The sequence below is a fragment of the Mesorhizobium sp. M0140 genome (genome assembly GCF_040322475.1).
Taxonomy (GTDB): domain Bacteria; phylum Pseudomonadota; class Alphaproteobacteria; order Rhizobiales; family Rhizobiaceae; genus Mesorhizobium.
This window is the reverse complement of sequence record NZ_JAMYTM010000011.1, coordinates 14,349-26,727: the sequence shown is the minus strand read 5'-3', so window position 1 is coordinate 26,727 and position 12,379 is coordinate 14,349. Positions and strand designations below refer to the sequence as shown.

11 protein-coding genes are annotated in these 12,379 nt (G+C 62.7%); 6 read left to right on the top strand and 5 right to left on the bottom strand.

The window, feature by feature from the left end; translation table 11 throughout:
- The first annotated feature begins 62 nt into the window (after positions 1–62).
- The gene (locus NKJ37_RS13440) at positions 63–956 is read left to right on the top strand and encodes a LysR family transcriptional regulator (protein ID WP_352774005.1); all 894 of its coding nucleotides are present in this window, start codon (positions 63–65) and stop codon (positions 954–956) included.
- A gap of 23 nt (positions 957–979) precedes the next feature.
- On the opposite strand, the gene NKJ37_RS13435 is transcribed toward NKJ37_RS13440, so the two are convergent.
- On the bottom strand, positions 980–2,212 hold the full coding sequence (locus tag NKJ37_RS13435) for a flavin-dependent oxidoreductase (protein ID WP_352774003.1): 1,233 nt from the start codon (positions 2,210–2,212) through the stop codon (positions 980–982).
- A 75-nt stretch (positions 2,213–2,287) separates the two neighbouring features.
- Positions 2,288–2,464, bottom strand: a complete 177-nt coding sequence (locus NKJ37_RS13430) for a hypothetical protein (protein ID WP_352630311.1) — start codon at positions 2,462–2,464, stop codon at positions 2,288–2,290.
- Between the two features lie 84 nt (positions 2,465–2,548).
- Between NKJ37_RS13430 and NKJ37_RS13425 the strand changes: the two genes are divergently transcribed.
- The 5 genes from NKJ37_RS13425 (at position 2,549) to NKJ37_RS13405 (ending at position 7,651) form a co-directional block, all read left to right on the top strand.
- Positions 2,549–3,547, top strand: a complete 999-nt coding sequence (locus NKJ37_RS13425; RefSeq protein ID WP_352774001.1) for a GlxA family transcriptional regulator — start codon at positions 2,549–2,551, stop codon at positions 3,545–3,547.
- A gap of 194 nt (positions 3,548–3,741) precedes the next feature.
- Positions 3,742–4,602: an FAD binding domain-containing protein gene (locus NKJ37_RS13420; protein WP_352773999.1), complete on the top strand. Its 861-nt coding sequence runs from the start codon at positions 3,742–3,744 to the stop codon at positions 4,600–4,602.
- Positions 4,602–5,078: a (2Fe-2S)-binding protein gene (locus NKJ37_RS13415; protein ID WP_352773997.1), complete on the top strand. Its 477-nt coding sequence runs from the start codon at positions 4,602–4,604 to the stop codon at positions 5,076–5,078. Before NKJ37_RS13420 ends, NKJ37_RS13415 begins: the two co-directional genes overlap by 1 nt.
- 1 nt (position 5,079) lies before the next feature.
- Positions 5,080–7,341, top strand: a complete 2,262-nt coding sequence (locus NKJ37_RS13410) for a xanthine dehydrogenase family protein molybdopterin-binding subunit (RefSeq protein ID WP_352773995.1) — start codon at positions 5,080–5,082, stop codon at positions 7,339–7,341.
- 64 nt (positions 7,342–7,405) lie between these two features.
- On the top strand, positions 7,406–7,651 hold the full coding sequence (locus tag NKJ37_RS13405) for a MoaD/ThiS family protein (protein ID WP_013530645.1): 246 nt from the start codon (positions 7,406–7,408) through the stop codon (positions 7,649–7,651).
- A 191-nt stretch (positions 7,652–7,842) separates the two neighbouring features.
- On the opposite strand, the gene NKJ37_RS13400 is transcribed toward NKJ37_RS13405, so the two are convergent.
- From NKJ37_RS13400 to NKJ37_RS13390, 3 genes are read right to left on the bottom strand one after another with little or no spacing between them, the layout of a single operon-like run.
- A complete protein-coding gene (locus NKJ37_RS13400) occupies positions 7,843–10,509 on the bottom strand; it encodes a GAP1-N1 domain-containing protein (protein WP_352773993.1) in 2,667 nt (888 codons plus the stop codon).
- A complete protein-coding gene (locus NKJ37_RS13395) occupies positions 10,502–11,392 on the bottom strand; it encodes a TRAFAC clade GTPase domain-containing protein (RefSeq protein WP_352773991.1) in 891 nt (296 codons plus the stop codon). Before NKJ37_RS13395 ends, NKJ37_RS13400 begins: the two co-directional genes overlap by 8 nt.
- Positions 11,389–12,378, bottom strand: a complete 990-nt coding sequence (locus NKJ37_RS13390) for a TRAFAC clade GTPase domain-containing protein (protein WP_352773989.1) — start codon at positions 12,376–12,378, stop codon at positions 11,389–11,391. The genes NKJ37_RS13395 and NKJ37_RS13390 overlap by 4 nt, the downstream gene beginning before the upstream one ends.
- Position 12,379 lies beyond the last annotated feature (1 nt).

Genomic DNA, 12,379 nt, shown 5'->3' with positions numbered 1-12,379 from the left:
CCCGCTTTCCGGATAATCAGCCGCCTATTGACATCACTATTCGGAAACTGCGAACAAAAGCCATGGATCGACTGGACACGATGCGGCTCTTCGTTCGCGTTCTGGAGCGGCGCAGCTTCGCCGCTGCCGCGGCCGATCTCGGCCTGCCGCGCTCAACCGCAACGGAGGCGATCCGGCGGCTGGAGGTGCATCTCGGCGCGCGGCTGCTGGAACGAACGACGCGGCAGGTGAACGCGACGCAGGACGGCGAAGCCTACTATCGGCGCTGCCTGTCGATCCTGGCCGAAATCGAGGATGCCGAGGCCGCCTTCCGCAATGCGGAGCCTTTCGGCCTGCTGCGCATCGACGCCAGCACGCTGCTCACCCGCACATTCCTGTTGCCGCGCCTGCCGGAGTTCCTCGACCGCTATGCCAGAATCGACCTGCAGATCGGCCAAAGCGACCGGCTGGTCGATCTCGTGCGTGAAGGCGTCGACTGTGTCATCCGCGTCGGCGAGCTACCCGACAGCGGCATGATCATGCGGCGGCTGGCTGTCATCCGCGAGATCACCTGCGCCAGCCCTGGCTATCTCGAACGCCACGGCACGCCCGCCTCCCCCGATGCGCTCGACGGTCACCAGGCGGTGGGCTTTGTTTCGTCGCGCACTGGCGAGACCCTTCCGTTCGAATTCACCGTCGCCGGCAATATCCGTGAGGTGCGGCTGCCAGGCCGCGTCGCCGCCAACAATTCCGACACCGCCGCCGATCTGGCGCGGCTTGGCCTCGGCCTCATCCAGGCGCCGCGCTATCGCTTCGAAAAGGATCTGGCGGATGGGACGCTCGTCGAGGTGCTGGTCGACTATCCGCCATCGCCAACGCCGCTGTCGGCGCTCTACCCGCAGAACCGTCAGCTCTCGCCACGCCTGCGCGTCTTCCTCGACTGGGCCTCGCGCATCTTCGCCGAGGCCGATCTCTAGGGCGCAAAAACGCCCGCTCCCGGTCAATTCGGTTTTGCAAACCCGGCCAGGGACGCATAGCCGCGTACCACGCTCTTGCGTTCTTCGCGCGAAGCGACGGCGTCGATGTCATCAAAGCCATGCGGCGCCCGGGCCTCGACCAAGTCTATGACCGCTTCCGGCCCGCCTTGCCGATTGGCCAGCACGATGGCCGATGTGGCCGGCCGCCGCTCCCCATCATATCGCGCGAGCGCGGCTTCGACGGTTGGTCCCGCGGCCAGATGCATCGCGAGGCAACCGGCGTCGAGTATTGCCTGGCTGGCTCCGTTCGACCCGACCGGATACATGGGATGCGCCGCATCGCCGAGCAGCGTCACCCGCCCGAACGACCATCGCGGCAGCGGGTCGCGGTCGCAGTTCGGATATTCGTAGAAGCCATCCGTTGCCTGGATGATCGAGGCAGGGTCGACAAAATCAAGCTGAAACCGGTCGCGCACGAAGGGCAGCACATCGTCGATCACGCCCGGGCGGCTCCAGTCGCCGGGACGCAGCGGTGATGTGCCGCTATCACCGGTATTGGCCATCACCGCCCAGTTCGTCAGCCTGGTCTCCGGCTCTTGGCGATCCGGCTCGATCGGATAATACACGAACTTGGCGAAATTGCCGCCGGCAACCGCCATGGTGCGCCCGTCGCGCCAGACCGGCCATGGCGTGGCGCCGCGCCACAGCATCGTGCCGTTCCAGATCGGCGGCCCTTCTTCGGGATAGAGCACGGCCCTGACGGCGGAATGGATCCCGTCAGCGCCTATGAGCAGGTCGCCATGCGCCTCGCCTCGCGAGCCGTCATGCCGGCGGAAATGCGCCACGACCTCGCCCCCGCTCTGCTCGAAGGCATCGACACGGCTTGCCGTATTGATGATGTCGCCGCCAAGCCTGCTCACCACGGCCCTGTGGATCAGCCCCAGCAGTCTGCCGCGATGAATGCTGATTTGCGGAACCTCATAGCCGGCATCGATGCCGCGCAATTCCTGCCATACGATCTGGCCGAAGCGGTTGGTGTAGACAAGCTCGCGTGTCCTCACCCCCTCCGCGTCGAGCGCCGGCATCAGCCCAAGTCCGGCCAACGCCTTGACAGCGTGCGGCAACATGTTGATGCCGACGCCAAGTTCGCGGATGTCGTCGGCCCGCTCGAACAGTTCGACCTCGATGCCTGCCTCATGCAGGAACAGAGCAGTGGTGAGGCCGCCGATGCCGGCCCCGGCGATCAATGCTTTCATCAGTCACTCCCTTGCTGTGAAAAATCGGTGCTCGCAGGACGGCCACACACCCGCCGTCGCTTCAGCACGGCATCGTCACCGCGATGCGACCGCCCCGGGATATTCGAGTTGCATGGCGACGAAGTCGGCCGTGCGGGCACCGTGGCTGGCGCTAGCAAGCGCCCTGTGGGCCAGTTGGCGTAGCAATCCGTGCTCCGCCACGACAAGGCCGGCGGCACCGACACTGCTCCACAATGCAAGTCGCCAGCTCATGGGGTCCGATCTCCAGATGGCTTGACGACGAGGGTATCGGCGTTACGTTTCGTCCGAAATGACATAAATCGGGCGAATACTGCCATGCGCAGGCAAGTTGCCGTCGTCGTTCACCCCGGTTTCCAGCTTCTGGATGCGGCCGGGCCGACTACAGTCTTCGAGATTGCGGAGCGCTGCCGCCCGGACAGCTATGAGCTGGTTTTGCTGGCGCCCGGCGGCGGCGACGTTGAAAGCTCTTCGGGTCTGAAGCTCCTCACCAGGCCTCTGCGCGACGGCCCTTTCGACACCGTTATCGTATCGGGCGGCGAAATCATCCGCTCCATGGAGGCGATGGACGAGATCGTCGCCTGGTTGAGGCGCGCCTCGGCGCGGCGCATCAGCAGCGTCTGCACGGGCGCGTACCTGCTGGCAAAGGCGGGATTGCTCGACGGCCGCCGCGCGACCACGCACTGGGCCAGCAGCGACGACTTCCACCGCCGCTACCCGAAGGTCAGGCTGGATGCCGAGCGTATTTTCATCAGGGATGGCGACATCTGGACGTCGGCCGGCATCTCGGCCGGAATAGACCTGGCGCTCGCCCTCGTCGAAGATGACCTTGGCGCTGAGGTGGCGCGCCGCACCGCGCAGCAGATCGTCGTGCACCAGCGCCGGCCGGGCGGCCAGTCGCAATTCTCGGCCTTCGTCGAGCTGGGCGGGCGAACCGGCCGCTTCGCCGCGCTGATCGAATGGGTACGGGCAAACCTGGCCGAACCGTTGACCGTCGAATGCCTGGCCGATCACGCGGCCATGAGTCCCCGCAACTTCGCCCGCGCCTTCACGGCCGAGACCGGCGTCACGCCGGCAAAGGCCGTAGAGCGCATGCGCCTTGAGACGGCCCGCACGGCGATCGAGACCAGCCATCTCCCGCTTGAGCGGATCGCCGAAACCGCCGGTTTTGGCGATCCCGGACGCATGCGGCGCGCCTTCCTGCGTACCCTTGGCCAGCCGCCGCAGGCGTTTCGGGCGGCCGCCGAACACAGGGGGCTTCAGCCGGGGCGGCCAGGCAGCGGCTCTGCCCGGCTTAAAGGCCGTAAAAGCGAATGAGCGCACTTGATCCATAACCGAAGTTTCACGAAAATCGTCCCAAAGCCGGTTGCTGCCATTCAGCGCGCCACCTTCCGTCTGTTGGACTGGACATTGCGGCGCCTGGCCCAATCGCCGCAGATGAGGAACCGGATGGCCATTATGAGGAGACTGTTTATAACGGTCGCTGAAATCGCGATGACCAAGGGGAGACGATGCGCTACATACGTCCGCTTTCAATAGAAGATGCCGTTGGCCAGTTGGCCGGGTCGGCTGGTACGGCCGCCATTCTTGCGGGAGGCAGCGACCTCCTGGTCAGAATGAAGGGCGGCTTTGCCGAACCAGAGCTGATCGTCGACATCAAGGCGATCGATGGCTTGAGCGAAATCCGGGAAACGGCTGAAGGCTTCAGCATCGGCGCCGCGGTTCCCTGCGCCGTCCTGGGGGAGAACACCGCCCTCAAGAAGGCATGGCCCGGTGTCGTCGAGGCGGCCAAGCTGATCGGCTCGAAGCAGGTGCAGGGACGCTGCACCATCGTGGGCAATCTCTGCAACGCATCGCCGGCCGCCGACAGCGTGCCGGCGCTGGTTGCCGCCGGCGCCAAGGCAGTGGTCGTCGGGCCGGCGGGCCGGCGCACGATCCCCGTGCAGAGCGTGCCGACCGCGCCGGGCAAGACGTCGCTCGCCAAAGGCGAGATCATCGAGGCGATCCTGCTCGACAAGCGCGCGCCGCGCTCGGGCGATGCCTATCTGCGTTTCATTCCACGCACCGAAATGGATATCGCGGTGGTCAGCGCCGGCGTGAACCTGACGCTCGATGAGCACGGTGTGGTCAAATCGGCCCGCGTGGCGCTGGGCGCCGTGGCGGCGACGGTGCTTCTGGTCGAAGAGGCGGCGGAGGTGCTCATCGGCTCCAAGCTGGACGAAGCGACGCTGGAGCGGCTTGCCAAGGTCTGCGCAGGGGCCTGTCGGCCTATCGACGACAAGCGCGGCACTGTTGAATTCCGGAGGAAAGTTGCGGGCGTGCTGGCCAAGCGGGCCGCAACGACCGCCTATGCACGTGCAGGAGGCAAATGATGGCTGGTGTAGCAGTTTCAACGACAATCAACGGCGACAACGTCGAGTTCCTGTGCCAGCCGGACGAGACGCTGCTGGACGTCCTGCGCGATCGGCTGGGGCTGACGGGCGCCAAGGAAGGCTGCGGCACCGGCGACTGCGGCGCCTGCAGCATCATCCTCGACGACCGGCTGGTGTGCTCGTGCCTGGTGCTCGGCGCCGAGGCTGAAGGCCGCCGCGTCGAGACCATCGAGGGCATGGCCCATGGCGATACGCTGCACCCGCTGCAGCAGAAGTTCCTCGAGCATGCGGCGCTGCAATGCGGCATCTGCACGCCGGGCTTCCTGATCGCGGCCAAGGACCTTTTGGCCAAGAACCCCGACCCGACCGAGGAGGAAATCCGCTTCGGCCTTGCCGGGAACCTCTGCCGCTGCACCGGCTACGACAAGATCGTGCGCGCCGTCCAGGACGCGGCCATCGTGATGAAGGGAGCCTGAGATGAATTTCGATCCACGTTTTTCCGGACGTAAATTCACCTCCGTCGGCACGCGTCCGATCCGTCCCGACGGCATCGACAAGGTGACGGGCCGCGCGCGCTACGGCGCCGACTTCAACATGGCCGGCCAGCTGATCGGGCGCGTTCTCAGAAGCCCGCACGCCCACGCCAGGATCGTCAAGATCGACATTTCGAAGGCGGAGAAGCTCGCCGGCGTCAAGGCGGTGATCACCGCGGCCGACCTGCCGGACCTCACCGTTGGCGATGCCGCCATGTACGACGTCCTCGACAATTGCATGGCGCGCACGAAGGCGCTCTATGACGGCCACGCGGTGGCCGCGGTCGCCGCGATCGACGCCCGCACCGCCAGGCAGGCGCTGAAGCTCATCGAGATTGAATACGAGCTTTTGCCGCATGTCACCGATGTCGACGAGGCGGCGAAGCACACGGCGCCCTTGATCAATGATGCCATCTTCACCGAGGGCCTTGAGGAAAAGCCGGTAAAACCCTCCAACGTCACCAAGCGCAGCCAGTTTGGCCATGGCGATGTCCATCAGGGTTTCGGCCACGCCGACTTCATCGTCGAGCGCTCCTTCAAGACCGAGCAGACGCACCAGGGCTATATCGAGCCGCATGCCTGCGTGGCGAATTTCAGTTCCGACGGCACCGCCGACCTCTGGGTCTGCACGCAGGGCCATTTCGTCTACCGCCAGCATTGCGCCCAGCTGCTCGGCATGGAAGCCTCGAAACTGCGCGTCACCTCCTCGGAGATCGGCGGCGGTTTTGGCGGCAAGACCCATGTCTGGGCTGAGCCGGTGGCGCTGGCGCTGTCGCGCAAGGCCGGCCGGCCGGTGAAGCTGGTGATGACCCGCGACGAGGTGTTCCGCGCCTCGGGCCCGACCAGCGCCACCTCGATCGACGTGAAGATCGGCGCCCGCAAGGACGGCACGATCACCGCCGCCGAAGCGACGCTGCGCTACAGCTGCGGCCCGTATGCCGGCTCCTGGGCCGAGATCGGCGCCATGACCGCGTTCGCCTGCTACAAGCTCGATAACGTCAAGACGGTGGGCTACGAAGTGCTGGTCAACCGGCCGAAGACCGCGGCCTATCGCGCGCCTTCGGCGCCGATGGCGGCGTTCGCGGTGGAAAGCGCGGTCGACGAGCTGGCCAAGAAGATCGGCATGGACCCGGTCGACTTCCGCATCAAAAACGCCGCGCAGGAAGGCACAAGATCCTCCTACGGCCCGGTCTACGGCCCGATCGGCATCGGCCCGACGCTCGAGGCGGTGAAGAGCCATCCGCACATGAAGGCGCCGCTCGGCCCGAACCAGGGCCGTGGCATGGCTTGCGGCTTCTGGTTCAATTTCGGCGGCCAGACCTGCACCGACCTCAACATCGGCATGGACGGCTCGGTCTCGCTTGCCGTCGGCACGGTCGATGTCGGTGGTTCGCGCGCCTCGCTGTCGCTGGTGGCGGCGGAGGAACTCGGCATCGACTACAGCCAAGTCAAGGCGATCGTCGCCGACACGTCCAGCCTCGGCTACAACGACATGACGGACGGCAGCCGCGGCACCTTCTCGTCTTCCATGGCGACGATCTCGGCCGCCCGCAATGCGATCAGGATCCTGCGCGAACGCGCCGCGCAGATGTGGGACATTGCCGTCGACGACGTGGTCTGGGAAAAGGGCCACGCGATCGCCAAGGGCGAGAAGCACGGCAATCTCGGCAAGCTGTCGCTGAAGGAGATCGCGGTCGAGTCGGGCAAGACCGGCGGACCGATCGCCGGCCACAGCGAACTCGTCGCCGACGGCGCCGGCGTCTCCTTCGCCACCCATATCTGCGATATCGAGGTCGATCCCGAGACCGGCGCCACCAGGGTCATCCGCTACACGGTCGTGCAGGACGCCGGCAAGGCGGTACACCCGACCTATGTCGAGGGCCAGTACCAGGGTGGTGCGGCGCAAGGCATCGGCTGGGCGCTCAACGAGGAGTATATCTACGGCAAGGACGGGCGGCTGCAGAACGCCGGCTTCCTCGACTACCGCATCCCGGTCTGTTCGGACCTGCCGATGATCGACACGCAGATCTTGGAGATTCCCAACCCCAACCACCCCTACGGGGTGCGCGGCGTCGGCGAGACGTCGATCGTGCCGCCGCTGGCGGCGATTGCCAATGCGGTGTCGAACGCCGCGGGCGTGCGCATGACGCACATCCCGATGTCGCCGCCGCGCATCCTGGCGGCGATCGAGGCGGCTAGAGCATGATGCCGAAAAGTGGGAAGCGGTTTTCGGATAACATCATGCTCCATCCCGAATAGGGGTCTCGCGAATGGTCGAAGTAACGCTCTGGGGCTCGCTCGCCGCGACCGCCGGAGGCAACAGCAAGGTCGAGATCGAGGCCAAGGACATAAGGGAGCTGTTCAGGAAGTTGGCTGAACAGTATCCCGGCCTCGAGCCCTTGATCGACAAGGGCATTGCGGTGGCGATCGACGGGACGATCTATAGGGATACGTGGTCGAAGAAGCTGCCGCAGGGGGCGGAGATTTTTTTGTTGCCGCGGCTGGCGGGGGGATGAGCGGGCAACTGGCAGGGTAAAGAGTGTACTGCCGCCGTAATTCTACGAAAGCGCTGTTGGATCCGACCAGGAGGAGGTCTGCTTTGCGCCTCATTGCAGCAGTTGAACAGACTTAGCTAGACCCCAAAAGCGGACGTGTCCGTGACCAATCATACGCCGGCTCGTTCGCCCACTCAGGCAGAAAAAGTCGACTAGTCCCATTCATTCTCCATATCCGATTTGGCGAAATGGTCGAGTCTTTTGCGGATTGCAGTGACCTGGTCTGGCGTCAACCGGCCCAAATCGGCAACGGCCCGGTTAAGGTATTTCTTTCCTCCTCGTTGTCTCAAGACACGAAGGCAGATGCGATCGAGAATTCCCGCCCTAGCTGCGGCTAGCAGCAGGTACGAAGGGGGCCAGTCCGAACTCATGAATGCGTCAACTAAACCGTGCCGAGCGGGCTTTGCTCGGTCCCAGTCGTTGACCAGCATTCGGGGCAGAGCGAAGACAAGGCCTAGTATGCCATCATTGTCTCTATTGTTTCGGGAGGCCAATTCCTGATAGACGGTTGGAAACGCTGCCGCGAGCACCTCCGCTACCGGCGATCGCGTGAGTTCGATAGTGGCGGACATACTCGTCGTCGCCGCCCTTAGGTGCACCATAGGCGAAATTGCCCGAGCGTCCCAAAGCAAGCGAGCCCAAGCCTCGCAGACTTTCTCATCGAGTCCATTGGGTCCACGCCTAGATAGACGATCAGACAAATTGTCGATGCAGTTCGCCAGTAGCTCCTTCTGAGCGTCAGGCAAACGAGCCAAAATTGACAGGTTTTGAGCAAGCCTTGGCGTCGAAACTCCGTCGGCGATACTCCACCATATCATCTGGCGAGCACCAACTTCGTCAAAATGGTCAGTAACAAGAAGTTCGACGCGTCTGTCGGCCGGCATGGCCTCAAACAGCCCTCGTTCAAGGGCCGTGTTGATGATTTCCGAACGTAGTCGCCCTTTACGCAGCACGCCGAGTGCGAGTTGGGCGAACTCAAGGAGGTCTTCGACCGACACTGCGCCCAAAACCAGTATCCGAGCTATCTGCGGCGCGGTGGCCTCGACGTCCCTGGCCAACGTGTCCAACATCTTGCGACGTATTGTCGGGTCTCTTTGTGCTTCGATGACCGACCGATCGCTTTGACTTTCGATCACCGTTGACAGCAAAGCTGCTGATCTCGAGCCCTCGATCGGGCCATCGAATAGCCAATCAATATCATTCGGCACCAGGCGAATGGTCTTCGCCAGAAAGCGATCTGCGTTGCTTCCCTTTAACTCTTGCGCGACAACGCCCCGCACGCTCAGCATCGTAGCCTCGTCGCGAATGGCATCTACGAGCGCTTCATCGAACTCGGGGAACGCAAGACCCGAGCGGCGAACGATTTCCGCAACGCGACCGGCAAGGTCATCACCCGTGCTACGATGCAGAATACTGGACACCAAAGGTGCGAACTCACGACTGTCTATCTCAGACACAAGCCGGCGAGCTGCTTTGTCTCGCCAAATGACATCGCCCGTTTGGAGATACGGCACGAGATCCAAAGCTGGTGTCTCTCCGGTTCTGATGCGGCGCGCGGCCGCCTCTGCAAAGACCGAACTGTTAGCAACCAGGAAGGTCCCCACCCAAGGGGGAATGCGCCGGTAATCAATGGTCGCGCCGTCTGCGGCCCCCAGCCCATTGGCCAACCCCTGCATAATGTCGGTTGGAAAGAGGTCCGACGCGTCTTGAAAACGACGCGAGAACTCGATCGCCGCATCTGGGTCGGAAGCGGCCAACTCCTCCGCGTCCCTACCCGCCTCGACGCCAAGCGGCTCAAGGTCATTCCGATCCCGCACCTTGCCAGCCAAAGTCTCAAGGAAAGTCCAAGCATCCGCGGATGGCATGCTCTCGACGGCCGAGCTGATCGCAGAGACAAGCAGTGACCGCGAGCTTCTCATCGCATGGGACGCGAGGCCGGGCTGGGAGTTGACGATATCGAGCATCCCGAGGACAGCACTGGCACTGATAGGCGCCTTCTCAGCTAGTTCATTCCACAGGAGGGACTTTCTGAACGCAGCCTCGTCACCTGCGCCGCCCGTTCCCAAAAGGCCGAGTGCATCCCCCGAGGCTAGAGTGGGGTGGGCCGACTGGAGGATCGCATCAGCGATTGCGGTGGACCAGCGATGACGAGGACTCTTCGGTGAGCCAGCCTCGATCTTACGTCCGGACCAGTTTGAAAACTTAGACCGGGCGCTCTTCGGCGCGAAGACTAAGTCGAAGTCTCGCCCCCCGATCTTGCGCGGCCCCAACGCGTAAGTGCAGATCGAAAATTCGTTGCGAAACGCAGGCCAAAATGCGGTGAGCAGCCTAGTTGCGAGCAACTCCGCGTCGATCGCATCGAAGACCACCAGGGGCTTACGTGCCTCAAGGAACAGAGCCTCGACCAGTTCAGGTGTTCGCGGATCAACGAGTGGAGGAATCGGCTCTTCTGCGCTTTTGCCAACAATGGGTAGAAGTCCATTGTCGTCGGGGTGGGGCAGTTGCCTCAGCAACCACTGCAAGTGTGCGTTCTCGTGCCAAAATCTTCGGGGAATGAGGAGGCTTCTGGTCAGAACGCAGCCCGCGCGCGGGGCGGTCAGATCCGGCCATGTCCTTGCGACGACGTGGTAGGCGCGGCTGGGCAGTGGGTAAATAGTCAGGTACGGGGGAATGACTTCTCCCGGCCGTATCTGACCGGAAAGGTCCGACAGCCGGTCGACGACATCCTGATCCGATCTTTCGAGCCGAACCGTGCTTTCGAGAAGCTGATGACCGTTACGGTAGCCATGCTTCTGTTGATGTATGAGCAGGTCATTCATCGTCAAAAAGGGAGCCGACCACCCACGCGACAGGCAGCGTGACATCGTGAATCTTGAGCGACCGTTTCTCGGGATCTTTTACCTCCACGTACCCCATATCGTCGATGTCGCCTTCCTGGAATTTCGCCGTGAATTCGGGGTCCTCGAAGTCTCCTCCTACCACGCTGACGCCGAAAGTGCGCACGTCTAGGCTGGTGCAGTCTGCCAACCGCCCCGCAAAAAGTGGATACTCCTCCTTCAAGTAGACATTTGGCCCACGCGGGCGGCGGTGTCCGTCGACGAGGTCCCATGCAGTTATCAATACGGCTACTTTCGGCGGCCTACCGCCCACGCGCAGAAGAGTCTCATCGAGGAAGCGCAGCATCTCGCACAAGGCGACTTGTGTCGGAACAAGAACTTCCTCCCCTTGCTCGTCTTTAGGCGCCCCTTCGCCAGCCCAGCTTAGGTACTCGGCGGCGTTTACCCAATCCAAAGGGGTCACATTAGCTGCGGATAGCACCCGAACAAACAGAAGGGCACCAGAGGCCTGCTGGAGTGCTTCCATCCACTCGCGCGTAACATCTCCGCGTTCAATAGCTTCCTTCCAAAGTTCACCCGAGACATCGGGCACCGAGATCAGCACCTCTTTCCCTTCGGGATCGCTGGCAAGTCGAACCGGGATGTCCAACGTCAGATCGTCCGGCAATGAGTTCGTGTCGGATCGCGGGGCGAATGCGCCTCCCAGGATGTGCTCTGCACCTCCTTCGACATACTTTATGTCTGTGGGATTTCGCGATGCCACCAATTCAGCCTTCTTAGAATTGAGAGCTAACCAGAGGCGCGACATGTAATTGGTCTTGCCGGAATCCGGTCCGCCAAGAAGTACGATTGAGTGCTCGCTCATATCTCGACGCCTCCTCGCACGACGTTCCCGATGGCACGAGTGCCACTATCCTTGTCCGAAGAGGGCCAGAATTCCGCTACTTCAGGTTCTCTTCCGATCGAGGCCAGAATGAGTTGAGGAATGCCGGTTCCAGCGGGCACGTCCGGGTTGGTGGAAAACGACGAGATCGCTTGAACGCTCAGGCTTATCCCGAGTACCGTCGCTTCATCCGAAATAGTCTCTATGGTCTCCTCGCTCACGACGCCAGTGTCAGCTCGAGTTACTACCAGAATCACGCGCGGTAGATCCGGGAAAAACTGCTTCAATCTCTGCAAGTAGAGTTTAGTGCGATGAATGGCGCCCTGCCGGGTAGCCAGCTTGGTCAGACGGCTGCCGTCAACCATCAGCCAGACCACGTCTGCGCGCTGAAGGAAGGCCAGGCGGTCGTGACGGCTTTCTTCCACCATAGCGGTAGACCATTCCCCGGGGAGGTCAGGGAACAGGAAGTCGATGGTGGGAGCGTGTCCCGACGCCCGAACTTTCAGGTGCAAAAAACCCGCCGCCCGGTCATCCGACAATTCCGTATGGGCGGTCATCTGCTGGGGTGGCGTTCCGCCTGTCCAACGGCGTGCGCCACGACTGATCTCGTCGAGGGCCATCAGGCTTCTGCTGTCGGCATACTCGAACCCAGCCAACCTCCCGTGCGAGAGCAAAAGGTAGAGGCTTACCAATGCTGCGGTCTTCCCGGAATCGGGTGGCCCGATGATACCGACCATCGTGCAGTATCTGCTACCCATCATAAGGCTCAGGTTATCTTCCGTGAGCGTGTTGCTGGATTGGAACGACGGATTCTGCTCGGGCTCGGAGAGCAGCTCTTCGTCCACCGAGACTTCGGTATCTTCTGTCAATGCCTGATAGTGCGGACAACTCGACGCGGGCTCGTTGTTGAGCAGGCATTTGCCTGTCGTGCCGACCGTACAGTTCTCTTGGGGGCACTCGGCGAGCATC